Raw genomic sequence first — 25,229 nt, forward strand, 5'->3', positions numbered from 1 at the left:
GTGCTCAGGCCAGGACGGCCGGCCTGAGCACCTCCTCGCACCACTGGCGGAAACCGGTCGGCGTGGGCTTCGACGAGCGGTGCTGCTCGTCGTAGGCCCCGGCGTTCTGGGCGACGGCCATGTCGATCAGACCCTGCGCCCACGCCTCGCTCGCCCCGTACTGCAGCGCCGTCGCCCGGTACGCCTCGAGACCGGCCTGCCGGTAGGTGACCGGCCTCTCCAGCACCTCGGAGACGACCTGCGCCATTCCGTCGGGGGTCAGAGCGTCGGGGCTCACGACCGGCACACCGCCCTGCCCGCTCCACGAGTCGTCGAGCAGCAGCTCGGTGGCCTTCGCCGCGATGTCGCGGGTGGCGACGCTCGCGAGCACGCGATCCCCCGGGCACGGCCAGGAGAACACGCCCTGGTTCCTGATCGCCTCGACCTGCCGGAGCAGGTTCTCCATGAAGGCGGGCGGCTGCAGCGCCCGGAAGCTCACCCCCGTGTCCTGGAGCATCCTGTCCTTGGTCACCGACGCCGACAGGTGCCCGGCGTTCTTCTCGATCCCGCTGCCCATGGTCGAGACGGCGACGACCCGCTGGACGCCGTGGCTGACGATCGCCTGGCACGCTGCCCGGGTGTAGTCCACGTAGTGGCCTTCGACGCTCTGTGCGTTCGGGTCCGGCGGCACCACCCAGAACACGGCATCCGCACCCGCGAACGCCTCATTGACGACATCGAGGTCACGGTGCGAACCCCGGACGACCTCGACACGCTCGCGCACAGCCGGGGACAGCCGCGACGGGTCGCGCACGATCACCCGGACCGGCACATCCCCGTCGAGAAGACCGTCGACGACCTGCCGTCCGATCTGACCGGTGGGCGTGGTGATGACAAACATGGAAACGCTCCAAGAGGGTTCGCTGGAAAGGCGGTTGAGACTCCTCGGCCGCTGGTGGGCGGACCGGGGAACCGCGTGCTTCGATCCTGCGTTGCGCCCCCGGAAGACGGAAGGATCACCGAGATCCCGCTTGTTACCCTCTGGGTAATACCGAACGGAGGTGCCGGGTCGTGGAATCCCGATCACTGCGCTACTTCGTCGCCGTCGCCGAAGAACTCAACTTCGCCCGCGCCGCCGAACGGCTGGGCATCTCCGCCCCGCCCCTCTCCCGCGCCATCCGCACACTCGAAGCGGAACTGGGCGTCACCCTCTTCGAGCGCACCACCCACAGCGTCCGGCTGACCCCCGCCGGCACGGTCCTGCTCGGGGAGGCACGGATCGCGCTCGACGCCCTGCGCGCGGCCGGACGCCGAGCACAGCGTGCGGCCGCCCCCGAGGCGAAACTGGTCCTGGTCATCAAGGCCGACGGCGACGGGGGACTGCTGGACCCCATCCTGGCCCGCTACGCGACCGAGCCCGCGGCCCTCCCCGTCACGATCCGCCTGTCCGGCTGGGGCGACCAGGCACGCCTGCTGCGCCAGGGCGAGGCGGACGCCGCCCTGATCTACGAACCGTTCGACCGCACGGGCCTGGACGCCGAGACGGTGACCGTCGAACCCCGCCTGGCCGCCTTCCCGGCCAGCCACCCCCTGGCCGCCCGCGACCACCTCACCCTCGCCGACCTGGGCATCCCCGGCGTGGAGCCCGGCCGCCTCGACGGCCTGTCCCCCTACCTCGAGACGATGGTCGAGCGCCACGGAATCGCCGACCTGGCCCAGGTGCTCACCCTCATCGAACTGGGCGAGATCGTGACACTCCTGCCCGAATCCGTCACCGCCCGCTATCCCCGCCCGGGCGTCGTCTACCGAGCACTCCCTGACACCCCACCGGCGACCCTGTCGATCGCCTGGCCCCAGCAGTCCCGGTCGACGGCCACGGCCGCGCTGGTCCGCGCGGCGACGTCGCTGATGCCCGCCACCGAGGCGATCGCATGAAGAACATGGTGTTGATGTACGCCGATCCCACGGCGACGCGGAGCAGGTCTGGGCCACCCGTGGGACACGACGACCCTGCGGTGGCACAAGACCGGCTCGACCGCGACGATTCGTTCGGCATGGGCGAAGCCTGATCGAACGGGACGACATCCGCGAAGCCGCTCTGCAAACTGAACCGCGCGACCCTGAGGCGCTTCGCATACTGGCTGGCATGGCCATCTACGACACGCTCGGTACGACGTACGGCCGCAGCCGGCAACCGGACCCGCGGATCGCCGCGCAGATCCACGCCGCGCTGGGAAATGCCACGGACGTCATCAACGTAGGCGCGGGCACCGGCTCCTACGAGCCAGGGCAGACGGTCCTCGCCGTAGAACCCAGCCAGGTCATGATCGCGCAGCGCCCACCCGGGTCAGCGCCCGCCGTGTGCGCGGTCGCCGAACACCTTCCCGTGCGCGACAACGCCGCCGACGCCGTCATGGCGCTGCTGACCATTCATCACTGGACCGACCTGAGGGCCGGAATCGCCGAACTCCGCCGGGTCGCCCGCCGCCGCATCGTGATCCTGACCTGGGACCAGCAGATCTTCCGCGACCAGTTCTGGCTCGTACGCGAGTATCTCCCGCAGGCCGCCGCCTTCGACGACACGCGCGCCCTGCCGATGGACCGGCTGGCCGGCATGCTCGGCGGGGCGCGCCAGGAGCCCGTCCCCGTCCCGCACGACTGCACGGACGGCTTCGCCGCCGCGTACTGGTGCCGCCCCCACGCCTACCTGGACCTCCGGGTACGGTCCGGTATCTCCCTGCTCGCCCAGACCGGAGAAGCCGCCCTCGCACCAGGCCTGGCAGCCCTCACCGAGGACCTGGCAACCGGCCGCTGGCACACTCGGCACGCCGACCTGCTCACACGCGACACGATCGACGTCGGTTACCGACTATTGGTGGCGGACAGCTCATGACAACCGAATCCGGCAGATGAGAAGCAGCTATGCCCCCCATCCGGCCTGCTGGCCGCCGACCCGCTCTTCGACGATCTTCTCGGCCCATCCGGAGCGGCGGTAGGCGGCGATCGGGTCGGGGTCGAGGCCCAGCTCCTGGCGGACTTCGGCGAGCAGGGGTCGTACGTCGGTGTTGTAGGCGTCCATGATCACGGCGTTGGCTTCCAGGACGTCGCCGGAGCGCTGTGCGGCGGTGAGCGCGTCGCGGTCCACGAGCAGTGCTTTCGCGGTGGCTTCCTGGACGTTCATGACGGAGCGGATGATGGCGGGGATTTTGGCTTCGATGTTGTGGCACTGGTCGAGCATGAAGGCGACGTCGGGGGTGTAGCCGCCGCCGCGGATGACCTCGTACATGATGCGGAAGAGCTGGAAGGGGTCGGCGGCGCCGACCATGAGGTCGTCGTCGGCGTAGAAGCGGGAGTTGAAGTCGAAGCCGCCGAGTTTGTCCTCGCGCAGCAGGGTGGCGACGATGAATTCGATGTTGGTGCCGGGTGCGTGGTGTCCGGTGTCGACCACGACCTGTGCCTTCTCGCCGAGCTTGAGGCAGTGGGCGTAGGCGGTGCCCCAGTCGGGGACGTCGGTGGAGTAGAAGGCGGGTTCGAAGAACTTGTACTCCAGCAGCATCCGCTGCCCGTCCCGGAGCCGGGCGTAGACCTGGGCCAGGCCTTCGGCGAGCCGGTCCTGCCGGGCCCGGAGGTCGTCCTGTCCGGGATAGTTCGTGCCGTCGGCGAACCACAGCTTCAGATCGGTGGACCCGGTGGCGTCCATGATGTCGACGCACTCCAGCAGGTGATCCAGGGCCTTGCGCCGGACCGCCGCATCCGGATGGCAGATGCTGCCCAGCTTGTAGTCGTCGTCCTGGAACGTGTTCGAGTTGATCGCCCCGAGCTTCAGACCATGATCCTCGGCGAACTTCGCCAACGCCCCGTAGTCGTCGACCTTGTCCCACGGAATGTGCAGCGCAACCGTCGGCGCCACCCCGGTGACCGCATGCACCTGCGCCGCATCGGCCAGCTTCTCCCGCGGCGTACGGGGAACACCCTGCTGGGCGAACACCTTGAACCGGGTCCCCGAGTTCCCGTACGCCCATGACGGCGTCTCGACTGCCTGGGTCTTCAGCGCGGTCTTCACCGCGGCGAGCTCGGTCACTTCAGGGCTCCTGTGACGTCGGGCCGGAACGGCATATGGATGAATCGATTCAGGACGGGAAGCTTAGAGCTCCCCGTAGGGGTGTCAAGCGTTCCGGCAAACCCTGTTGCCCGTGGCCTGACCGTGACCTTTGGCTCTCGAAGGGTTCTCGAAATTTTTTCGGGGCCCACCCATTGACGTGACATGGCCGCCGCGCCTAACGTCCCGGCAACCAAGTTGAAACCTTTCACGACGTCGTGAGCCTCTGCTCGGCGTCGTCGAGGAGCCCCTCATGACCCACCCGTCCGACACGGGTCCGGCCCCGGTGCTGGCGCTCGAGGACATCTCGAAGTCCTTCGGCGCGGTGCGCGCCCTGCGGGACGTTTCCCTGGAGCTGTTCCCCGGCGAGGTGCACGCGCTCGCCGGGGAGAACGGCGCGGGCAAGTCGACCCTGATCAAGACCCTTGCCGGTGTGCACCGGCCCGACGCCGGCCGGGTGCTGCTCGACGGTGAGCCCGTCGTCTTCCACGGGCCCGGCGACGCCCGCGACGCCGGCATCGCCGTCATCTACCAGGAGCCCACGCTCTTCCCCGACCTTTCGATCGCCGAGAACATCTTCATGGGCCGCCAGCCCCGGCGCGCCCTCGGCCGTATCGACCACAAGGCCACCCATGCCGCGACCCTGGCCCTGATGCAGCGCCTCGGCGTCGAGCTCGACCCCGACCGTCCGGCCCGCGGCCTGTCCATCGCCGACCAGCAGATCGTCGAGATCGCCAAGGCCCTCTCCTTCGAGGCCCGAGTCCTGATCATGGACGAGCCGACCGCCGCCCTCACCGGCAGCGAGGTCGCCCGCCTCTTCGGCGTCGTCCGCGCGCTGCGCGAACAGGGCGCCGCGGTGCTGTTCATCTCCCACCGGCTGGAGGAGATCTTCGAGATCTGCCAGCGGGTGACCACCCTGCGCGACGGCGCCTGGATCTCCAGCGAGCCGATCGAGGGCATGACCGAGGACGATCTCGTACGGCGCATGGTCGGCCGCGACCTCGACGAGCTGTATCCCAAGCAGGACGTCAAGCCCGGTCAAGTGGCCCTGAGCGTACGGAGGTTGACCCGCGAGGGCGTCTTCACCGACGTCTCCTTCGAGGTACGGCACGGGGAGATCGTCGGCCTGGCCGGGCTCGTCGGCGCCGGCCGAACGGAGGTCGCCCGGGCCGTCTTCGGCATCGACCGCTGGGACGCCGGCGAGGTCGAGGTCCAGGGACGCAGGCTCACCAACGGCGCCCCGTCCACCGCCATGGCCGCCGGTCTCGCCCTCGTCCCCGAGGACCGCCGCGCCCAGGGCCTGGTGATGGGCATGTCGATCGAGCGCAACATCGGCCTCACCGGCCTGCGTACGACCGTCAAGGCGGGACTGATGGACCGCGGCGCCGAACGCAGCCGCTCCCTCGACTGGGCCGTCAAGCTCCAGGTCAAGTACGCCAGGATCGCCGACACGGTGAACACCCTGTCCGGTGGCAATCAGCAGAAGGTCGTCCTCGCCAAGTGGCTCGCCACCGGCCCGAGGGTGCTGATCGTCGACGAGCCCACCCGCGGCATCGACGTCGGCACCAAGGCCGAAGTGCACCGGCTGCTCAGCGAGTTGGCCGCCGACGGCGTGGCCGTCCTGATGATCTCCTCCGACCTGCCCGAGATCCTCGGCATGGCCGACCGCGTGCTCGTGATGCACGAGGGCCGCCTCACCGCCGAGATCCCACGCGCCGAAGCCACCGAGGAAACCGTGATGGCCGCAGCCACCGGGAGGGCCGCCGCATGACGGTGACCACCCCCAACGAAACCTCCGTCGCCGAGGTGCCCAAGTCCAGCGGCACCCGGCTCGTCGACCGCGTCTTCAAGATGCGCGAACTCGCCATCCTGGTCGTCTTCCTGGTGATGATCGGCATCACGCAGGCGGGCAACAGCGAGTTCCTGTCCGAGCAGGGCATCAAGGACCTGCTCCTCAACGCGACCATCCTGGTGCTGGTCGCCACCGGCCAGTCCCTGGTGGTGATCACGCGGAACGTCGACCTGTCGGTCGGCTCGACCCTCGGCATCAGCGCCTTCGCCGCGGGCGACTATCTGCACGGTGGCGGAAACGGGGTCGTGGCCGTCGTGCTGGCGGTGCTGATGGGCATCGGCTTCGGTCTGCTCAACGGCCTGCTCGTCAGCCTCGGCCAGGTGCCCGCGCTCGTCGTCACCCTCGGCACGCTGTACATCATCCGCGGCATCGACTCCATCTGGGTCGGCTCCCGCCAGATCACCGCGGCCGATCTCCCGGGCGGCTTCGTGGACTTCGGGTCCGGCGGCATCTCGGCGGTGCCGTGGCTGGCGATGATCGCGCTGGCGGTGCTGGTGGCGACGGCGTACTACCTCAAACACTTCGGCAGCGGGCGGGAGTTGTACGCGCTCGGCTCCAACCCGGAGGCCGCCCGGCTCGCCGGCATCCCCGTCCGCAAGCGGATCCTGGCCGCGTACACCTTCTGCGGCGGCCTCGCCGGCCTCGCCGGTGCGATGTACCTGGCCCGGTTCGGCAACGTCGACTCCGGGACCGGCAACGGCTACGAACTCACCGTCGTCAGCGCGGTCGTGGTCGGCGGTGTGGTCTTCACCGGCGGCTCCGGCAGCGTCTACGGTGCGGCTCTCGGCGCCCTGCTGCTGACGTCCATCAACAGCGTGCTGCCCGCCCTCGGCGTCAGCTCCGTGTGGGTGCTCGCCATCAACGGCATCCTGCTCATCCTCGCCATCGCGGTCGACCGGATCGTCGCACTGCGAGTGGCTTCCGCTCTGAAGAAATCGGCCGCGAAGAACTCGGCTGTGAAGAACTCGGCCCCGACGAAGGGGAACGCCCGCCATGCCTGAGTCCTTGACGCGCGCGGTCCGCTGGGACACGGTCGTCGGCGCGCTCCTGGTCGTCCTTCTGCTGCTGTCGTTCAGTACGGTCGACGGCTTCGGGAACGCCCTCAACCTGTCCTTCCTCATCGGCAACACCCTGCCGATCGCCCTGATCGCCCTGCCGATGACGCTGCTCGTCGTCTCCGGCGAGATCGACCTGTCCGTCGCCTCGACGGCCGGCCTCTCCGGCGCGGTCATGGGCAAGCTGTGGAACGACGGCATGGCCATCGAGACGATCATCCCGATCTGCCTGCTGCTGGGCATCGTCTGCGGGCTGGTCAACGGCCTGCTGGTCACCCGGCTCGGACTGCCCTCCCTCGCCGTCACCATCGGCACCCTCGCCGCCTACCGGGGCATCGCACAGATCGTGCTCGGCTCCAACGCGGTGACCGACTTCCCCACGCAGTACCTGGACTTCGCGGCGGGGCGGATGGGGGAAAGCTTCCTTCCGCAGGCCTTCCTTCCCTTCCTCGTGCTGCTCGCCATTGCCGTCGTGGTGCTGCATGCCACCCCGTTCGGGCGGTCGTTGTTCGCGATCGGTGCGAACGAGGAGGCTGCGCGGTTCGCCGGGATCCGGGTCAAGCGACACAAGCTGATCCTGTTCACGGTGACGGGGCTGATGGCCTCGCTCACTGGGATCTTCTGGGCCCTGCACTACGCCAGTGCGCGGTACGACAACGCCACGGGCCTTGAACTCTCCGTCGTCGCGGCCGTGTTGCTCGGTGGCATCGACTTCGACGGCGGCAAGGGGACGCTCGGTGGCGCCATCGCCGGAGTGTTCCTGCTCGGTGCGCTGCAGAACGTCATGAGTCTGCTCAATGTCTCGGCGCAGTCGCAGATCGTCGTCACTGGTGTGCTGCTTGTCGTCTCCGTGCTCGGGCCTCGGGTCGCACGCCAGATCTCAGTGGCCAGGGCCGCGCGCTCAGCCGGATAGGTCGTTTGTTGGCTGCGGGCCGGATGTGGCTGGTCGCGCCCACGCGGTGGAACCGCAAATTCAACACAGTCCCGCGTCCCTGTTGGGGCGCTCATGCTCACCCTCCCATCAAAGGACCCCATGCCATGCGTAAGTCATCCCTCCGTCGTACCTGTGCGGCCCTCGCCGCCGTGACCTCCCTCGCCCTCGCCGCGACCGCCTGCGGCGGCACGACCAAGAACGACGTCAAGGACGACAACGCCTCAGCCGCCTCCGCCGGCAAGGCGAACCCCAACGCCGAGCTCAAGAAGGGGCTGACCGTCGGGTTCCTGCCCAAGCAGGTCAACAACCCGTACTTCACCTCCTCCGACAAGGGCGGCGAGAAGGCGCTCACCGAACTGGGCAGCAAGTACAAGGAAGTCGGCCCGTCCAGCGCCACCGACACCGCCGGGCAGGTCTCCTACGTCAACACGCTCACCCAGCAGCAGGTGAACGCGATGGCCGTCTCCGCGCAGGACCCGGGAGCCCTGTGCACCGCGCTCAAGCAGGCCATGAAGAACGGCATCAAGGTCGTCACCTACGACTCCGACACCAAGGCCGACTGCCGCAACGCCTTCGTCTCGCAGGCCAGCGCGGAGGACCTCGGCCGCACCGAAGTCCAGCTGCTCGCCGAGCAGATCGGCTACAAGGGCCAGATCGCGATCCTGTCCGCCGCCCAGACGGCCACGAACCAGAACACCTGGATCGACTACATGAAGGACGAGCTGAAGGACCCCAAGTACAAGAACATCAAGCTGGTCAAGACCGCCTTCGGCAACGACGACGCCCAGCAGTCCTTCCAGCAGACCCAGGGCCTGCTCCAGCAGTACCCGAACCTGAAGGGGATCATCTCCCCGACCACCGTCGGCATCAAGGCGGCCGCCCAGTACCTGTCCGGCTCCAAGTACAAGGGCAAGGTCAAGCTGACCGGCCTCGGCACCCCCAACGACATGCGCAAGTACGTCAAGAACGGCACCGTCGAGGCCTTCGAGCTGTGGGACCCGGCCAAGCTCGGCGACCTCGCCGCCCGCACCGCCGTCGCGCTGGTCTCCGGTCAGATCACCGGCAAGGAGGGCGAGACCTTCAAGGCCGGCGGCACCGAGTACACGATCGGCAAGGACGGCGTGATCAACCTGGGCAAGCCGACCGTCTTCAACGCGAAGAACATCGACCAGTTCAACTTCTAGCCAGGGGGCGGTACTCCATGCAGCGCGTCTGTTTCCTTCTCAAGGTCCGCGAGGACCGGCTCGCCGAGTACCGCGAACGCCATGCCGCCGTGTGGCCGGAGATGCTCCAAGCGCTCTCCGCCACCGGCTGGCGCAACTACTCGCTCTTCCTGCGCGACGACGGCCTGCTCGTGGGCTACCTGGAGACCGAGGACTTCGAGGCCGCACTCGCCGGCATGGAAGCCACCGACGTCAACGCCCGCTGGCAGGCGGCGATGGGCTCGTTCTTCGAGTCCCTGGACGGCGCCCGGCCCGACGAGGCCATGAAACCGCTCACCGAAGTGTTCCACCTCGCCTGACACCCCCGTATCCGTCCCCCGGAGCCCCCATGAGAAGACGTACCGTGCTCGCGACCGCCATACTTGCGGCCGTGGCAACGCCGGGCATCGCACGGGCCGCCGATCCCGGCCCCTCCGTCAGCAAGAAGAGCACGACCCAACTCGACGGTCAGGCCGTCTTCTTCGTCTCCTACGACGGTCTGGTCAACAACAACTCGTTCCAGAAGAACGGCCTGTTGACCTACAAGGGCTACCAGTACGCCGCCTGGTACACCTCGACGAAGAACGCCGTCATCGCCCGCCGAGTCCTCGGCGGCTCCAGCTGGTCGACGGCCACGCTCTCCCACACCCTCAAGAGCAGCGACTCCCACAACGTCATCTCCATGGGCGTCTCCAAGGTCGACGGCCGCCTGCACATCAACATGGACTCCCACAGCGACGGCTACTTCTACGTGAAGTCGATCGCCGGACTCCTCGACAACCCGGGCTCCACGTCCTGGACTTCGTCCGTCTTCGGCTCGGTGCAGACCTCGCTGGACGGCCTGGCGCTCACCTCCCAGTTCACCTACCCGCAGTTCGTCTCGACCCCCGAGGGCAAGCTGCAGCTCAGCTACCGGGTCGGCATCTCCGGCAACGGCCGCAACGCCCTTGCCGAGTACGACGGTTCGGGCTGGACGGCCCTGGGGGAGTGGTCCGGCTCCACGGGGACGTACACCAGCTCGCACGGCTCCTCGACCGCCCGCAACATGTACCTGCACGGCATCGACTACGACGTCAACGGCCGACTGCACTCCTTCTTCACCTGGCGCGAGCAGAACGCCGCCGTGATGTGCAACAGCGGCGGCATCACCAACCACGACACCGGCTACGTCTACTCGACCGACCGCGGCCGCACCTGGCGCAACGACGCGGGCACCGTCGTAGGGACGACGGGCAGCTCCGACACGGTGGCCGTCACGGACAGCGGCCTGGTCGTCGACTCGCTCAACCCCGACCACTCGCTGATGAACCAGGAGAGTCAGGGCACCGACTCCTCCGGCCTCCCGCACGCGATCATCAGCTACGTCCCCGGCCGCTTCGGCCAGTGCACCACCAACTACGTCAGCGACCGCACCGCCAACGGCCGCGCCTTCCACCTGCGCAAGAACTCCTCCGGCAGCTGGACGAAGACGGAGATCCCCGTCGCGCTGGGTTCCAGCCAGCGCACCAAGCTGGTCCTGGACAAGTACGACAACGCGTACGCGATCTTCCCCTACGGGCGGATCGCAGCCGCCTCGAAGTCCTCCGGGTACACCGACTGGACGCTGCTGTACGACGGCAGCGACCTGAACGCCTTCGGCGAGGTCGTGATCGACGAGCTGCGGGTGAAGGCGGACAACGTCCTGTCGTTCATGTACCAGGAGAAGTCGAGCGGTACGACCCCCTCGGCGCTCCATGTCGTGGACTTCGCACTGCCCGCGTGACCGGGCATGATGCGTCCGATGTTGACGGTAATGTGAAGGCCTTCCGGCCGTCCCGTGTCCCCCTGGAGGTCCCTGCCTGATGTCCCAGTCGGTGGGTATCAAGGACGTCGCCCGCGCCGCCGGAGTCTCCGTCGGCACGGTGTCGAACGTGATCAACCGTCCGGACACGGTCGCCACGGAGACCCGGGCGCGGGTGCAGTCCGCCATAGACCGGCTCGGCTATGTCCGCAGCGAGTCCGCGCGCCAGCTGCGCGCGGGCCGCAGCCGGATCATGGGGCTGCTCGTGCTGGACATGGGCAACCCGTTCTTCGTCGACGTCGCGCGCGGTGCCGAGCGTGCCGCACGCGACGCCGGGCTCGGCGTCATGGTCTGCAACAGCGCCCAGAGCGCGAGCGAGGAGGCCGACTACCTGTCGCTCTTCGCCGAGCAGCGGGTGCGGGGCGTGCTGCTGACCCCCGCGGACGCGACCGGCCGGAACATCGAGACGTTCCGCCGGCACAACATCCCCTTCGTCCTCGTCGACCGGGTCGCCGAGGGCACCACCGAGTGCTCCGTCTCCGTCGACGACGTGGCGGGCGGCGCGCTGGCCGTGCGCCACCTCGTCGACGCCGGGCACCGGACCATCGCGTACGTCAGCGGTCCGCCCGGCCTCAACCAGGTCCGCGACCGCCGTACCGGCGCCCTCAACGCCCTCGCCGAGGCCGGCCTCGGACCGGACTGTCTGCGCGAACTGCCCACCGAGCGGCTCGACGTGGCCGCCGGCCGCGACGCCGGCGCCCGCCTCCTCGGCCTCGCCGACCGCCCCACCGCGGTCTTCTGCGCCAACGACCTCCTCGCCCTCGGCGTCCTGCAGGCCATGTACGCGGCCGGCATCACGGTCCCGGACGACCTCGCCATCGTCGGCTACGACGACATCGAGTTCGCGGCGGCCGCGGCCGTCCCGCTCACCTCGGTCCGCCAGCCCGCCGTCACCATGGGCGCCCTGGCCGCCGAGCTCCTGCTGGAGGAGACAGAGGCGGAGACCGGGACGACACGCCACGAACACCGGCGTGTCGTCCTCCAGCCGGAGCTGGTCGTACGGCGCTCCAGCCTGGCCGCCCGCTGATCGGCCGATCAGTAGGTTTTCATGATCCAGGGGGTCGGCCGCCGGACGAACATGTGGTGAAGTGGGACGCGGCCCGAAATCCGTCCGTCCCAGGAGACCTGTTGACCGCCACGTACCGCCAGCCCGGCGTCGTCCTCACCGACCGCCACTTCACCGTGCCCCTCGACCACGACGACCCGGCGGGGGAGACGATCGAGCTCTACGCCCGTGAGGTCGTCGCGAGCGACAAGGCACAGCAGAACCTGCCGTGGCTGGTCTATCTCCAGGGCGGTCCCGGCTTCGGCGCGAACCGCTTCGTGGGCAGGCAGTCCTGGCTGGGCCGTGCCCTCAAGGAGTACCGGGTCCTCCTCCTCGACCAGCGCGGCACCGGTCACTCCACCCCCGCCAACCGCCAGACCCTCCCGCTGCGCGGCGGCCCCGCCCAACAGGCCGACTACCTTGCGCACTTCAGGGCCGACGCGATCGTCCGCGACTGCGAGGCGATCCGCGCCCGGGTCACCGGCGGCGCCCGCTGGACCGTCCTCGGCCAGAGCTTCGGCGGCTTCTGCACCGTGCACTACCTCTCCAGCGCGCCCGAGGCCCTGACCGCGGCCGTGATCACCGGCGGCCTGCCCTCCCTCGACGCGCATGCCGACGAGGTCTACCGCGCCGCCTACCCCCGCATCGAACGCAAGGTCACCGCCCACTACGCCCGCTACCCGCAGGACGTCGAGCGTGCCCGCCGTATCGCCGACCACCTCCTCACGCACGAGGTGACCCTGCCGAACGGCTACCGCCTCACCGTCGAGGCGTTCCAGTCGCTGGGCATCATCCTCGGCGGCGGCGAGGGCAGCCACCGCCTGCACTACCTCCTGGAGGACGCCTTCGTCCGCACCCCGCAGGGCCCGGCACTCTCCGACGCGTTCCAGGAGCAGGCCCAGGGCCTTCTGTCGTACGCGAGCCATCCCCTCTACGCCCTCGTCCACGAGGCGATCTACGGCCAGGACGGACGCCCCACCGACTGGTCGGCCGAACGCGTCCGCGCCGAGTTCCCGCAGTTCGACGCCGCGAAGACCCTCACGGGCGACGGTCCCCTCCTCTTCACCGGCGAGTCCATCCACCCCTGGATGTTCGACGTCGACCCCGCCCTGCGCCCCCTGCGCGAGACCGCCGAACTCCTCGCCGCCCGCACCGACTGGCAGCCCCTCTACGACCCCGCCCGTCTCGCCGCCAACGAGGTTCCGGTCGCCGCGGCCGTCTACCACGACGACATGTACGTCGACACGACCCACGCCCTCGAGACCGCCCGCTCCATCCGCGGCCTGCGCACCTGGGTGACCGACGAGTTCGAGCACGACGGCGTCAGGGCGGGCGGACCGCGGGTGCTGGACCGGCTGCTGGCGCTGACACGTGACGAGGCGTGAAGTCACCGGGAGTGATGTCGGTGTCACGGGCTAGTCTGCGTCCATGACCGAGCCGAAGATCACCGAGCTGCAGCCCATGCCCGCCGACTGGCAGCGCGCCCTTGCCGTCGTCGCGCACCCGGACGACCTCGAGTACGGGTGCTCGGCGGCCGTCGCCGCCTGGACCGACGAGGGCCGCGAGGTCGTCTATGTGCTGGCGAGCCGCGGTGAGGCGGGCATCGACACACTGGAGCCCGCCAAGTGCGCTCCGCAGCGCGAGCGGGAGCAGCGGGCGAGCGCGGCCGTGGTGGGGGTGTCGCAGGTGGAGTTCCTCGACCACAAGGACGGCGTGATCGAGTACGGCACCGCGCTGCGACGTGACATCTCCGCCGCGATCCGCCGCCACCGGCCCGAGCTGGTGATCACTCTCAACCACCGCGACACCTGGGGCGGCGTCGCCTGGAACACCCCGGACCATGTGGCCGTGGGGCGCGCGACCTTGGATGCGGCGGGCGACGCCGGCAACCGGTGGATCTTCCCCGAGTTGGTCGAACAGGGCCTCGAGCCCTGGAACGGCGTCCGCTGGGTCGCCGTCGCCGGTTCCGCCGAGCCCACGCACGCCGTGGAGGCGACACCGGGCCTGGAGCGCGCGGTGCAGTCGCTGCTCGAACACCGCAGCTACATCGAGGCGTTGACCGACGAGGACCCGGAGACATACGTCCGCGGGTTCCTGACCGCGAACGCCACGGCGACGGGGGAGCGGTTCGGGGGCAGGCCGGCGGTGGCGTTCGAGGTCTTCAGCCGATAGACGTAGGCGACAACCATGGGGGAGCACATGAACGGCACGGAAGTACTGGCCGACCGGTTCGAGGCGCACCGGGGCCATCTGAAGGCGGTCGCCTACCGCATGCTCGGCTCGATCGCCGAGGCGGAGGACGCCGTCCAGGAGACCTGGCTGAAGCTGAGCCGCAGTGACACGGACGGGATCCAGAACCTCGGCGGCTGGCTGACCACCGTGGTCGGGCGGGTCTGTCTCGACATGCTGCGGTCCCGGGCCTCGCGTCGCGAGGATCCCATCGACGAGACGTTCGTGCCCGATCCGGTGATCAGGCCCCTGTCGCAGATCGATCCGGAGCAGGAGGTGCTCCAGGCCGACTCGGTGGGGCTGGCCCTGCTGGTGGTCCTGGAGACGCTCGAGCCCGCCGAGCGACTGGCGTTCGTGCTGCACGACATGTTCGCGGTGCCGTTCGACGACATCGCGCCGATCGTGGAGCGCAGTTCGGCGGCGACCAGACAGCTGGCCAGCCGGGCCCGGCGCCGGGTGCGCGGGGCCACGCCGTCCTCGGAGCCCGACCTCGGCAGACAGCGGGAGGTCGTCGACGCCTTCATGGCGGCCGCCCGCGCCGGTGACTTCGAGGCGCTGGTCGCGGTTCTGCATCCCGATGTCGTGCTGCGGGCCGACTCGGGTGCGCTGGTCGGGGGTGCCGCCGCGTCCAAGCTGGTGCGCGGTGCGAAGCCGGTGGCCGAACAGGCGCTGCTGTTCCGGCAGTTCGCGCAGTTCGCACGGGTGGTGCTGGTCAACGGGGAGATCGGGGTCGTCAACGCGCCCGAGGGACGACCGCTGTCGGTCATGGGCGTCACCATCGTCGACGGCAGGATCGTCGCCCTGCACATCCTGGCCGACCCGGAGCGGCTCGCCCGCCTGGACCTCGGGGCCTTCGACTGAGGGTCAGGCGGCCACGGCCAGCGGACCGAGGGTGCGGTGCGGGTCCACGACCCGCCCGTCAGGCAGCAGTTCACCGGTGTCGTCGAAGACGATCGTGCCGTTGCACAGCAGGCTCCAGCCCTGTTCGGGATGGGCCGACACGATCACGGCGGTGTGGTGGTCCGGGCTGTCTGCGGTGGGGCACGGTGGCCGGTGGCTGCACATGGTCTCTCTCCTCGATCCGTCTGGCTCCCGCCTGAAACTGGGCTCGTATCTGTGGTATCCGAGCTTGTTTTCCGTTGTATGAGGAGACCCCCACAGCGCAGGAAATTCATCGGTGAGGTTCGGTTTCCGGCAGGGCGACTTCGGCGGGATCCGCGGCGGACGCGATGTCAGACCCGCGTGGCAGCGTGGGAGATGGAGGAGCGGTGCGCGTCGAGGCGAAGGGGGCGCGTCATGACCGACGTCGATTCGCAGTTCCTGCGTGGCTTGTTCGACGAGGAGGGCAGCCTGCACACCGCGGGCCGGACGGCGCTGTACCGGCTGTACGGCCTGGAAGGCCTGCTGTACGTCGGCATCTCGGTGTGCCCGCTCACACGCGTGCGCACGCACCTGCGGGAACAGCCGTGGGGACCCCACGTCATCGGGATACAGATCGACTACCCGGACGACGCGGAGGCCGCCGAACGCGAGACGGTCTGGACCGAGCGCCCCAAGCACAACGTGATCTTCAACGGCCGGACCCCGCCCACCCCTCCCGACCGCGCGGCGCGCCTCAGGGCCGAACTCGCCCTGGAGCAACGCCGGTTGGAGGAGTTCGAGACGGCCGTGCCCGAGTCGTCGACGCACCTACGGCTCATAGCTCGCGGGATCAAGGCGAAGCGGGCGAGGATCGCGAAGCTGACGAAGGAGGTGAAGGACGCGGAAGCCGCACCGCGCGAGGTACCGGAGCGGCCCAAGCGGGTGAGGTCATGAGCCCCACGGCTGCTCGACAGACGTCACAGGGCGAGCCGGTAGGGAAGTTCCCGAAGCCGGCGACGCGTTAATTGGGTGATCGCCAAGGGCAGTTCCGACACACTGACTGCGTGGAGCACGAAGTCGAACAACCACTGTCCGGTGGCAACGTCAGCGACGGCGTAGTCCGTATCGGCGACACCGTCCGTCGTCCCGCAGGGCCCTGGACGCCGGCGGTGCACGCACTGCTCACGCACCTGCACGAGGTCGGATTCCGTGCCGCCCCGCGACCGCTCGGGATCGACGAGCAGGGGCGTGAGGTGCTGAGCTTCGTGGTGGGTGAGGTGATCTGGCCCGATCGGTTCGCCCTGGTGGAGCCGGAGCGGCAGTTGGCGCGGGTGGCCCGGCTGATCCGGGACTTCCATGACGCCGCGCAGGGCTTCACGCCGCCGGCCGACGCCCGCTGGCAGGTGCTCGTTCCCGCGGAGGGTGCCGACATCATCGCCCATCAGGACCTGGCCCCGTGGAACCTCGTGGTTGGCGGCGACGACGAGTGGGCTTTCATCGACTGGGACACGGCGGCCCCCGGCTCCCGCCTGTGGGACGTCGCCTACGCCATCCGCGGCTTTGTGCCCCTGTCCGCGCATCCCGCCTGGCAGACCCCCGACGCCGCCCACCGGCTGCGCCTCTTCGCCGACGCCTACGGACTCGACGAGGCCGAACGGCGTGCCCTCGTACCGATGTTGGGCCGCCGCACCCGTGCCATGCACGACTTCCTGCGCGACCAGTCCGCACGCGGAAATCAGCCGTGGGCGAGGCTCTGGGCTGAGGGCCACGGCGACGCATGGCGCGGGGACGCCGAGTACATCGAGGAGCGCGAGGAGAAGTGGGAGAAAGCCTTGCTGTCCGGCTGACCGCCGCCGTCCGAGCTCCCCGGCCGATCACGCCGCTTCACCCGGCCGCGCCCAAATCCGTGCCGAGCCAGTGCTCCGGCCGCATCCGGACCACGATGTGATCGGCGAGTTCGACCTCGGCCCAGGCCACGAACTCGTCGAGTGCCGCGCCCGAGAGGTAGCGGCCGGCCATCTCCCGATGGAGCCCGGCGCTCCCCTCGGCCACTTCGGCGACCGGCCCCTCGACCGAGACGTACCGCGTCGTCGGCTCCGTGCGCTGGACCATCAGGCTGAAGCGGCCCGCCGCCCTGATCAGCTTCATCTTCCGGGAACCCGCGCCGGTGAGAACCCACGGCAGACCCCCGGGCTCATAGGCGTACCAGATCGGAACCACCAGCGGACCGCGGTCGTCACCGGCGGCGACGCCCAGCGCGGCCACGTGCGGCTCGGCGAGGAATCCTTCCCGTTCTTCGCGTGAAAGTGCCATACGCCGACTGTAGGTCCGGCCACTGACAACCGAACGGCACTCAGGTCCGCACCGCCTCGTACAGGGCCTACCGATCGGTTCGACGACGGGCCGGAGTGGCGGCCCGATCTCGACAAGACCAGGTCTCGATAAACTGTGCGATATGCAAGATCAGACAGTCGGCCGGGCCGACCTGCGCGGCGACTGCGGGCAGTGCTTCGGGCTCTGCTGTGTCGCCCTGCCCTTCGCCGCCTCCGCCGACTTCGCGATCGACAAGCAGGCCGGCAAGCCCTGCCCCAATCTGCAGGGTGACCACCGGTGCGGCATCCACGCCACCCTGCGGCAGAAGGGCTTCACCGGCTGCACGGTCTACGACTGCTTCGGCGCCGGACAGAAGGTCTCGCAGGTCACCTTCCGCGGACAGGACTGGCGTACCGCCTCGCGCGAGCACGCCCGCCGCATGTTCGACGTGTTCCCGGTCGTCCGGCAGCTGCACGAACTGCTCTGGTACCTCAACGAGGCGCTCGCCCTGTCCGCCGCCCGCCCCGTTCACGCCGACCTGCGCCGGGCCCTGACGGAGACCGAGGAGCTCACCCGCCAACTCCCCGAGGAACTGGCCGCGTTGGACGTCGGCGCGCACCGGCAGACGGTCAACGTGCTCCTGCTGAAGACCAGCGAACTGGTGCGCGCGGGCACCCGCGGCCGCAAGAAGGACCGCCGCGGCGCCGACCTGATCGGCGCCCGCCTCAAGGGCGCCGACCTGCGCGGCGCGAACCTCCGCGGCGCCTACCTGATAGCCGCCGACCTGACCGGCGCCGACCTGCGGGGCGCGGATCTGATCGGCGCCGACCTGCGCGACGCGGACCTCACCGACGCCGACCTGACCGGCGCCTTCTTCCTCACCCAGCCCCAGCTCAACGCCGCCCGCGGCAGCGCGGGCACCCGTCTGCCGGACTCAGTCACCCGCCCCGTGCACTGGGCAGCGCAGCTCTGACGGCGCCTCGTCCGGGGCCGGCGCGGGGGAGACCCCGGCGCTGACCGTGCGCCGCTCCAGATGCAGCCGCAGCCCCTCCGGCATCAGCGTCAGCCGCTCCGTCACCCGCAGCCGGTAGTCGGGGTCGGGCCGCAGGTCGTAGCGGCGCAGCAGCAGGCCGAGCACCAGCGTCGCCTCGTGCAGCGCGAACTGCCGCCCGATGCACGCTCGCGCGCCCGTACCGAACGGCTTGAACGTGTGCTTGGCCCGGGACCGTACGGCCTTCGGGTCGAAGCGGTCCGGGTCGAAGCGCTCCGCGTCGGCGCCCCACACCTCCGGGTCGCGGTGCAGCATCGACGTGAGCACCAGCGCCCACCCACCCCGCCGCATCGGATGGTCGCCCGCCAGCACCGTGTCCAGGCGGGCCTCCCGGGCGAAGGCCGGTGCCGTCGGCCACAGCCGCAGCGCCTCGTCCAGCACCCGGCGCACATACCGCAGCTTGGCCACCTGGTCGTAGCCGGGCACCTCCGCATCGCCCCAGACGGCGTCCACCTCGGCCCGTGCGCGGGCCGCGATCTCGGGGTGCCGGGAGAGGTAGTGCAGGGCGAAGGAGAGCGCACCCGAGGTCGTCTCGTGACCGGCCACCAGGAAGGTGATGACCTGACGGCGCACGTTCTCCGCGGACAGCCGCTCCCCGGTCTCCGGGTGGGCCGTCTCCAGCATCCGGTCCAGCAGGTCGCCACCCCCGCCCTCGCCCGACTCGCGACGGGCGCGGACCAGGTCGTCGACCGTGCGGTTGAGATACGCGATGTCGGCCTCGTTGCGGCGCGAGGCGCCGCGCAGAAGGAGCGGGGCCAGCGGTGCCGGCACGCTGTTCAGCCGCTGGGCATAGGTGAGCGTGCCGACCATCGCGTTCACGAAGGGGTGCAGCCGGGGCCGCTCGAAGGAACCGAAGTCGTGGCCGAAACCGGTGCGCGCGATCGTCTCCAGCGTCAGCTTGGTCATGTCGCCGGGCACGTCCACCGCCCGGCCGGCCGCCAGCTCGCGGTCCCAGTGGTCGGTGAGCCGCCCGGCCACCGCCAGCATCATCGGGTGGTAGCCCTCCATGGCCTCCCGGCTGAAGCCCGGGGCGAGCACGTCGTGCGCCAGCTGCCAGTTCGGCTCGTGGTTGTACGCCGTGAACAGCCCGTCCCCGGCGACCGGCCGCAGATTGGCGACCCCGAGGCCCACATGCTTGGCGAACCGCGACTCGTCCGCCATGTCCGCCGCGAGCTCCGCGCCCCACACGAACACGAACTCCTTGCCGAAGGCCATCCGCCGGAAGATCGGACCCAGCTGCCGCGCATAGCGCATGGAGTCCTGCACGGGCGTGCGCCGGTCGGCGCCGAGGACGTCACCGAGCAGGGGGAGCCGGCGCGGGGGATGCGGAATGCGGTGCAGCTCGGGCCAGCCCTGCTCCGCCCCGCGGAACCCCTTCGGCAGTCCTGTTTCCGTCGTCGGCGCGACCCCTGTCGTCGTCTCCGCCATGACGCGATCTCCCTTGCTGCAGCGGCACGTTGTAGGGCAGACAGTGCGTGTTGTACGTGGGTTCAATAACGCGTCCAGTCTGATCCTGCTGTTGAACCGGCGTCAAGTAAAGTGCGGGCATGGCCGCGAACCCGGGCGAGCGCACCCGCCGCCGACTCAGCACCGAGGAGCGGCGGGAGCAGTTGCTGTCGGTGGGGGCGCGGCTGTTCTCGGAGAGCCCGTACGACGACGTGTGGATCGAGCAGGTCGCCGAGATCGCCGGGGTCTCGCGCGGGCTGCTGTACCACTACTTCCCGACCAAGCGGGACTTCTTCCTGGCGGTCGTCGAGCGCGAGAGCGAGCGGATGCTGCAGATGACCGCGGCGGTGCCGGGCGTCCCCGCGCGCGAGCAGCTCACCGCGGGACTGGACGTCTTCCTGGAGTACGTCCACACCCACGCCCACGGCTTCCGCGCCTTCCACCGCGCCGACGCGGCCGGCGACCAGGCCGTCCGCAGGGTCTACCGGCGGGCGCTCGCCGCGCAGGAGCAGCAGATCCTGGCGACGCTCGCCGGGGACCCCGAACTCGGCCCGGCCGCCCAGCGGTTGCCCGACCTCAAGATCGCCGTCCGGGGCTGGCTGGCCTTCACCACGGCCGTCTGCCTGGAGTGGCTGCGGGGCTCGGACCTGAACCGGGAACAGGTGCGCGACCTGTGTGCCCGGGCGCTGCTGGGCGTCATCGCACCCTGATCCGCCGCGGCTTCGGCCGTCCCATGGTTGGCGTACACCTCGATCTTCGATAGGTTAGGCAAGGCTTACCTAAGGAGGTCCTGGGATGGGTGACAGCCAAAGCTGGGCGGCCGCGCCTGCCGCGGCGGAACGGGCGCGCTCGGTGCTCGCCGCCGCGTGGTCCTGCGCGGTGACCGCGGAGAGCGGTCGCGAGGAGTTCGTCGGGGCGCACAGCGTGGACGAGGACGGCCGGGTGCTGCTGCACGTGCCCGAGGACAGCGCCCTGCTCGCGGCCGCGATCTGCGCGCCCCGGGGCGAGCCCTCGGCCGTGCTGGAGTTCGCCGACGTCGCGCCCGTCCCGGTTCGGGGCCGCATCCGCACCCGGCTCTGGCTCGCGGGGTACTTCGTGCCCGAGGACGGCCATCTGGCGTTCACGCCGACGCGGATCGTACTGCGTCCGCCGTCCGGTGCGGTGGTCGTCGACCTCGACGAGTTCGCCGCCGCCGCGCCCGACCCGCTGGCCCTCGCCGAGGCCCATCTGCTGACCCACCTCGCCGACTGCCACCCGGACGCGGTCGAGCGGCTCACCCGCCTCGTCGACCACGCCAGCCTGCACGGCGCGGTCCGCGTCCAGCCCCTCGCCGTCGACCGGCACGGACTGACGCTGCGCATCGAGCGCAACCGCGCCCACGGCGACGTACGACTGCCGTTCCACGCACCGGCCGACGACGTCGGTGAGCTCACCGAACGCATGCACGCCCTGCTCACGCAGGCCAGTGCCGCTTCCTGCCCGCGCGCCCTACAGCGGCAGCGCACAGACGGCGACCGGTGAGGCGAACGGCTTGCCCGCGAGCCGCAATTCACCGTTCTTGTCGTTCACGTGGAAGACGCTGACGGTGCCGGACTTCTGGTTCGCCGCGAACAGCAGCGTCCCGTCCGGCGAGAAGGCGATCTGCCGCGGGAAGTCACCGGACACCGGCACCGTGTCCAGCAGCCGCAGCCGGGCGCCGTCCGCCTCGACGGCGTAGCGCGCGAGGCTGTTGTCACCGCGGTTGGCGAGATAGGCGAACCTGCCATTGGCGGTCACCAGGATCTGCGCCGGGTAATTGGTGCCGGAGCCGGAGCCCGTGGACTGCGGCTCGCCGATCGTCAGACGGCCCGAGTCCGGGGCGTAGGCGCACACCGCGACCGTGTCGTCGACCTCGTTGGCCAGATAGGCGTGCCGTCCGCCGGGGTGGAACGTGAGGTGGCGCGGACCGGCGCCCGGCCTGGTCTGCGCCCGCGACACCTCGGTGAGAGTGCCGCGGCGCTCGTCGAGGCGGTACGTGTAGACGGTGTCCGTGCCCAGGTCGACGGCGAGCACATGGCCGCCGTCCGGGCTCGTCACGAACTGGTGGGCGTGCGGGCCCTCCTGACCCGGGCCGGGCGCCGGGGACGAGTGCTTGACCAGGTCGGTGCGCTCGCCCAGCGCGCCCGAGTCGCCGATCGGGTGCACGGCCACACTGCCCGACCCGTAGTTGGCGCTCAGCAGCCAGCGGCCGGTGGGATGCACGGAGAGGTGGCAGGGGCCCGCGCCGCCGGTACTGCGGCTGCCCAGGATCTTGCGGTCGGAGCGGCGTACGGCGGTCACGGCGCCGTCGTCCTGCTCGTTCACGGCGTACAGAGTGCCGCCGTCCGGGTGCAGTGCGAGGTAGGACGGGTTGGCGATGCCGGTGAGGGTTCCGGTGCCGGTGATGCCGCCGGTCTCGGGGTCGTAGGTGGCCAGGCCGATGCCCGTGCCGCCGCCCTCGACCGTGGTGTACGTGCCGAGGTAGAGCGGGTGGGGGCCGGACGGCTTGCTCGACGGCTGCGGTGCGGAAGGGTCTGCGGACGGCTGCTCGGGGGCGGCCACGGCCGTCTCGGGGGCCGTGGGAGTGCGCCCGGACGAGGACGACGAGGACCTGGGTGGCGCGGGCGCCGGCAGCGCTGTCGCCGCGGCCGTCCCCGCGAGCGCGCCGACGAAACGGCGCCTGCTCCAGGCACCGCCCGCCGCTCCTGCCCCACTTCCCATGTCCGCACCTCAGGTGATCGTCCGTCCCGCTCGTGACAAACCACCTTGACGCGGACCACCCGGTCCGTGCAACAACGGCAGCGGCCGTTGCGCACTGTGCAATGGCTGGGCTCTGTTACCAGTCGCCGTCCTCGACCGGCTTGCCCGGCGCGTCCTTCAGCGGCTTCACCTGGTGCGGGGAGGGGTCCGCCCAGGGCTCGTGGTCGTCGCCGAGCCAGTCGCCGACCGGCTGCACGCCCTCCAGTGTGTCCGTGGGCGCGAGGTCCTCCGCGTCCTGGTCGTAGTAGTCGTACCAGGGCAGTCCCGCCCGGGTGTACGCCGCGCGGTCCACCGGCGACGGCGGGGGAGCCTCGCCGGTGATGCGGCGCCACTCCGGAGGCGTCACCAGGTGCACGAACACGCGCCCGGCGGGTTCCTTCGCCCAGTCCTCGAGCGGCCGGTCGTCGCGGTAGACCTCCTGCCGCATCGAACCGCCGACGCCCAATCCCATGGCCGCTGCCGCCCGCCGCCGGCCCGCCGGAGCCGCGGCCGGTGCCGGCATCGCGCCCGGCGGGGGCGCCGCCATCGGCATCGCCGCGCCGTAACCCCCGGCCGAGAGCGTCGTCCGACTGCGCTCCGTCCGGCGCCGCTCCTCGTCGCGCCACTCGGCCAGGCGGCCGGCCTTGAGCGGGAAGGACTGCAGCTGTACGCCGCCCCAGGTCTCCTCGCCCGTGACCTGCCCTTCGACGGTCGCGCCGAGGCCCAGCGGCACCGCCACGAACTGGCGGACCGTGCCCTTGCCGGAGTTGATGCCGTCCAGCCACGGCTGGCGGGGCAGCACGACGTAGTTCTGCGGCTTGCGGGTCAGACGGTCGCTCCACGGCTTGCCCGACACCGCACACACCTTGCCGACCCCGACCTGCAGCGCGGCCGGTTCCGTGGTCCCCGAGAAGCTCAGCCACATCGCCTCCCGCAGATACACCGGCAGCATCACACCGCCCCGCGCCCTCCACTGCTCGGGCACCGTGTCCGGGAAGTCGGCCACCCTGCGGACCGGGAACTCGCCCAGGCCCGGCGGCAGCGGATGGGTGCCCGTCTCGGGCAGCCGCAGGGTGCGCACGAACCGCACCGCCGCACCGCCCGGCAGCCGCAAGGTGTTCCCGTCGATCCGCACGGTCGTGTCCGTCATCCGCCCGCCCCCTGGTTCCGGCCCCGGAATCGCGCGTCCCGGTGACTACGTCACTTAGAACGACGCCCGCTGCCGCCATGGTTCCTGCGCAGCACCTCCGGAACCCGCAGCCGCTCGGAGTCGCGCAGATCGCGCAGACTCTCACGCAGCCGGGTCAGTCGCGGCATCCGCTCGCGCTGCTCCTGCGAGGTGCGGTCCAGCTCCTCCAGCAGCCGGCGCGAGCGGTGCTCGGTGTCCATCTCGTCGAGGATGCGGTTGACCTCGGTCAGCACGGCGCCGTACAGCTGCCAGGTGCGGGCGTCGCGCTGGACCTCCTCCAGGAGCAGCTGGGCCAGCTTGTCGCGGCTGGCCGAGGCCTGCCGCAACTCGGCGGCCAGCCGGGACTCCGCGGACTCGGCGCTGACACTCACATGGGTGGTGACCAGCACCGCGAAGCTGACCACGGCGTCGGCGATCTCCGACAGCAGCCGCTCCACGGCGGCGCCCGTCTCGGGGTTGAACAGCGGCTCGGGATCGCGTTCCTTGGCGAGGTCGGTGAACGTGCGCGCGAGTACCCGCATCACGACCGTGCAGATCTCCAGGGTGTCCAGTCCCGTACGCAGCACCACCCGGTGCAGCAGCCCTTCACGCACGCGTGGGTTGAGCCGCAGGCTGTCCTCCGCCTGCCGCAGGGCGGCGTCCACCTCGACGATGTCGTGGTCGAGGCGGCGCGCCTCGTGCAGCCGCTGTGCCGCCTGCTCGACGGGGGTGCGGCCCGCGGCCTCCTCGCCGATGCGGAGAATTAGCTGCCGCAGCCGGCGGGCCAGCCCGTCGATCGACTCGCCGGCCTCCTCCACCCACACGGGCGGAGCGAGCAGCAGATTGCAGCCGAGCCCGACGACCGCGCCGATCAGCGTCTCCACCACCCGCGCCCAGGCGGTGTCGGAGACGGTCGTGACGCCGAGCACCAGCATCGCGCTGATCGCCACCTCGGGCACGTACTCCTCGACCCGCACCAGCCGTCCGACCGCCAGCGAAGCCACGATCAGCAGGGCCAGACTCCACCAGGTCAGACCCACCAGCAGACTGAAGGCGACGGCGACCAGCACGCCCGCCACCACCGAGTTGACCCGGCGGAAGCCATTGGTGAGCGTGGCGTACAGGGTGACCTGGACGACCAGCAGCGCGGTCAGCGGGGCGGTGAGCGGCGCTGGCTCGGGGCTGAGGTGCAGTGCGACGACGTACGCGACCGTCGCCGCCACGGCCGACCGCAGCGTCTGTACGACGACGGGGTCCCGGCGCCGCTTCACGAACCGGACGACGGACGCCGTCCACGCACGTACATCTCGCACCTAGGGTCGTTCCCCTTTCACAGACACATTCGACGCTCATTGCGGACCGTAACTGTCCGCAAGCAGACCTAGATTGTTGGCAACG

General features: G+C 70.3%; 25 protein-coding genes. 17 read left to right on the plus strand and 8 right to left on the minus strand.

Annotation, left to right across the window (positions count from 1 at the left end):
- Window positions 1-4: 4 nt before the first annotated feature.
- Window positions 5-880, minus strand: coding sequence for an NAD(P)H-binding protein (locus ACFY1L_RS30820; protein WP_388831348.1), 876 nt, complete (start codon window positions 878-880; stop codon window positions 5-7).
- A 170-nt stretch (window positions 881-1,050) separates the two neighbouring features.
- Between ACFY1L_RS30820 and ACFY1L_RS30825 the strand changes: the two genes are divergently transcribed.
- Together ACFY1L_RS30825 and ACFY1L_RS30830 are read left to right on the plus strand one after the other, a co-directional pair.
- Window positions 1,051-1,914, plus strand: coding sequence for a LysR family transcriptional regulator (locus ACFY1L_RS30825; RefSeq protein ID WP_388831350.1), 864 nt, complete (start codon window positions 1,051-1,053; stop codon window positions 1,912-1,914).
- A 211-nt stretch (window positions 1,915-2,125) separates the two neighbouring features.
- Entirely contained in the window at window positions 2,126-2,872 is a 747-nt protein-coding gene (locus ACFY1L_RS30830; RefSeq protein ID WP_388831352.1) for a class I SAM-dependent methyltransferase, read from the plus strand.
- Between the two features lie 27 nt (window positions 2,873-2,899).
- On the opposite strand, the gene rhaI is transcribed toward ACFY1L_RS30830, so the two are convergent.
- Window positions 2,900-4,060 (minus strand): L-rhamnose isomerase, encoded by a 1,161-nt coding sequence (gene rhaI, locus ACFY1L_RS30835; protein WP_388831354.1) that lies wholly within the window; start codon window positions 4,058-4,060, stop codon window positions 2,900-2,902.
- 271 nt (window positions 4,061-4,331) lie between these two features.
- Here rhaI and ACFY1L_RS30840 point away from each other — a divergent pair, with 271 nt between their 5' ends.
- The 10 genes from ACFY1L_RS30840 to sigJ all read left to right on the plus strand — a co-directional run bounded on the left by ACFY1L_RS30840 (window position 4,332) and on the right by sigJ (window position 15,096).
- Entirely contained in the window at window positions 4,332-5,849 is a 1,518-nt protein-coding gene (locus tag ACFY1L_RS30840) for a sugar ABC transporter ATP-binding protein (protein WP_388831356.1), read from the plus strand.
- The gene (locus ACFY1L_RS30845) at window positions 5,846-6,931 is read left to right on the plus strand and encodes an ABC transporter permease (protein WP_388831358.1); all 1,086 of its coding nucleotides are present in this window, start codon (window positions 5,846-5,848) and stop codon (window positions 6,929-6,931) included. The genes ACFY1L_RS30840 and ACFY1L_RS30845 overlap by 4 nt, the downstream gene beginning before the upstream one ends.
- Complete coding sequence (locus ACFY1L_RS30850) at window positions 6,924-7,898, plus strand: ABC transporter permease (protein ID WP_388831360.1); 975 nt, start codon at window positions 6,924-6,926, stop codon at window positions 7,896-7,898. The genes ACFY1L_RS30845 and ACFY1L_RS30850 overlap by 8 nt, the downstream gene beginning before the upstream one ends.
- A 125-nt stretch (window positions 7,899-8,023) precedes the next feature.
- Entirely contained in the window at window positions 8,024-9,103 is a 1,080-nt protein-coding gene (rhaS, locus tag ACFY1L_RS30855) for a rhamnose ABC transporter substrate-binding protein (protein ID WP_388831362.1), read from the plus strand.
- A 17-nt stretch (window positions 9,104-9,120) separates the two neighbouring features.
- The gene (locus tag ACFY1L_RS30860) at window positions 9,121-9,441 is read left to right on the plus strand and encodes an L-rhamnose mutarotase (RefSeq protein ID WP_388831364.1); all 321 of its coding nucleotides are present in this window, start codon (window positions 9,121-9,123) and stop codon (window positions 9,439-9,441) included.
- Between the two features lie 29 nt (window positions 9,442-9,470).
- Window positions 9,471-10,883, plus strand: a complete 1,413-nt coding sequence (locus tag ACFY1L_RS30865) for a BNR repeat-containing protein (protein ID WP_388831366.1) — start codon at window positions 9,471-9,473, stop codon at window positions 10,881-10,883.
- Window positions 10,884-10,962: 79 nt separating this feature from the next.
- Window positions 10,963-11,988 (plus strand): LacI family DNA-binding transcriptional regulator, encoded by a 1,026-nt coding sequence (locus ACFY1L_RS30870; RefSeq protein ID WP_388831368.1) that lies wholly within the window; start codon window positions 10,963-10,965, stop codon window positions 11,986-11,988.
- Between the two features lie 101 nt (window positions 11,989-12,089).
- Window positions 12,090-13,391 carry an alpha/beta fold hydrolase gene (locus tag ACFY1L_RS30875; RefSeq protein ID WP_388831372.1) on the plus strand — a complete coding sequence of 434 codons (1,302 nt, stop codon included), beginning with the start codon at window positions 12,090-12,092 and terminating at the stop codon, window positions 13,389-13,391.
- Window positions 13,392-13,434: 43 nt separating this feature from the next.
- The gene (locus ACFY1L_RS30880; protein WP_388831374.1) at window positions 13,435-14,178 is read left to right on the plus strand and encodes a PIG-L deacetylase family protein; all 744 of its coding nucleotides are present in this window, start codon (window positions 13,435-13,437) and stop codon (window positions 14,176-14,178) included.
- Between the two features lie 27 nt (window positions 14,179-14,205).
- Complete coding sequence (gene sigJ, locus ACFY1L_RS30885) at window positions 14,206-15,096, plus strand: RNA polymerase sigma factor SigJ (protein ID WP_388831375.1); 891 nt, start codon at window positions 14,206-14,208, stop codon at window positions 15,094-15,096.
- A gap of 3 nt (window positions 15,097-15,099) precedes the next feature.
- On the opposite strand, the gene ACFY1L_RS30890 is transcribed toward sigJ, so the two are convergent.
- A complete protein-coding gene (locus tag ACFY1L_RS30890) occupies window positions 15,100-15,300 on the minus strand; it encodes a DUF5999 family protein (protein ID WP_388831377.1) in 201 nt (66 codons plus the stop codon).
- Window positions 15,301-15,531: 231 nt separating this feature from the next.
- On the opposite strand from ACFY1L_RS30890, the gene ACFY1L_RS30895 reads away from it, so the two are divergent.
- Entirely contained in the window at window positions 15,532-16,050 is a 519-nt protein-coding gene (locus ACFY1L_RS30895; RefSeq protein WP_388831379.1) for a GIY-YIG nuclease family protein, read from the plus strand.
- A 110-nt stretch (window positions 16,051-16,160) separates the two neighbouring features.
- The gene (locus ACFY1L_RS30900) at window positions 16,161-16,943 is read left to right on the plus strand and encodes a phosphotransferase enzyme family protein (RefSeq protein ID WP_388831381.1); all 783 of its coding nucleotides are present in this window, start codon (window positions 16,161-16,163) and stop codon (window positions 16,941-16,943) included.
- A 37-nt stretch (window positions 16,944-16,980) separates the two neighbouring features.
- On the opposite strand, the gene ACFY1L_RS30905 is transcribed toward ACFY1L_RS30900, so the two are convergent.
- A complete protein-coding gene (locus ACFY1L_RS30905; protein ID WP_388831382.1) occupies window positions 16,981-17,409 on the minus strand; it encodes a pyridoxamine 5'-phosphate oxidase family protein in 429 nt (142 codons plus the stop codon).
- Between the two features lie 142 nt (window positions 17,410-17,551).
- Here ACFY1L_RS30905 and ACFY1L_RS30910 point away from each other — a divergent pair, with 142 nt between their 5' ends.
- On the plus strand, window positions 17,552-18,382 hold the full coding sequence (locus tag ACFY1L_RS30910; protein ID WP_388831384.1) for a pentapeptide repeat-containing protein: 831 nt from the start codon (window positions 17,552-17,554) through the stop codon (window positions 18,380-18,382).
- On the opposite strand, the gene ACFY1L_RS30915 is transcribed toward ACFY1L_RS30910, so the two are convergent.
- Entirely contained in the window at window positions 18,344-19,888 is a 1,545-nt protein-coding gene (locus ACFY1L_RS30915; RefSeq protein WP_388831386.1) for a cytochrome P450, read from the minus strand. The genes ACFY1L_RS30910 and ACFY1L_RS30915 overlap by 39 nt on opposite strands.
- Window positions 19,889-20,007: 119 nt before the next feature.
- Between ACFY1L_RS30915 and ACFY1L_RS30920 the strand changes: the two genes are divergently transcribed.
- Complete coding sequence (locus ACFY1L_RS30920) at window positions 20,008-20,616, plus strand: TetR/AcrR family transcriptional regulator (protein ID WP_388831387.1); 609 nt, start codon at window positions 20,008-20,010, stop codon at window positions 20,614-20,616.
- 85 nt (window positions 20,617-20,701) lie between these two features.
- A complete protein-coding gene (locus ACFY1L_RS30925; RefSeq protein ID WP_388831388.1) occupies window positions 20,702-21,427 on the plus strand; it encodes a DUF2470 domain-containing protein in 726 nt (241 codons plus the stop codon).
- Here ACFY1L_RS30925 and ACFY1L_RS30930 read toward each other — a convergent pair.
- The 3 genes from ACFY1L_RS30930 to ACFY1L_RS30940 all read right to left on the minus strand — a co-directional run bounded on the left by ACFY1L_RS30930 (window position 21,395) and on the right by ACFY1L_RS30940 (window position 25,144).
- Window positions 21,395-22,645, minus strand: coding sequence for a lactonase family protein (locus ACFY1L_RS30930; protein ID WP_388831389.1), 1,251 nt, complete (start codon window positions 22,643-22,645; stop codon window positions 21,395-21,397). The genes ACFY1L_RS30925 and ACFY1L_RS30930 overlap by 33 nt on opposite strands.
- 115 nt (window positions 22,646-22,760) lie before the next feature.
- Complete coding sequence (locus tag ACFY1L_RS30935; protein ID WP_388831390.1) at window positions 22,761-23,813, minus strand: hypothetical protein; 1,053 nt, start codon at window positions 23,811-23,813, stop codon at window positions 22,761-22,763.
- Between the two features lie 50 nt (window positions 23,814-23,863).
- Entirely contained in the window at window positions 23,864-25,144 is a 1,281-nt protein-coding gene (locus ACFY1L_RS30940) for an aromatic acid exporter family protein (protein ID WP_388831391.1), read from the minus strand.
- Window positions 25,145-25,229 lie beyond the last annotated feature (85 nt).

The sequence above is a fragment of the Streptomyces sp. NPDC001663 genome (assembly GCF_042893105.1).
GTDB lineage: Bacteria > Actinomycetota > Actinomycetes > Streptomycetales > Streptomycetaceae > Streptomyces.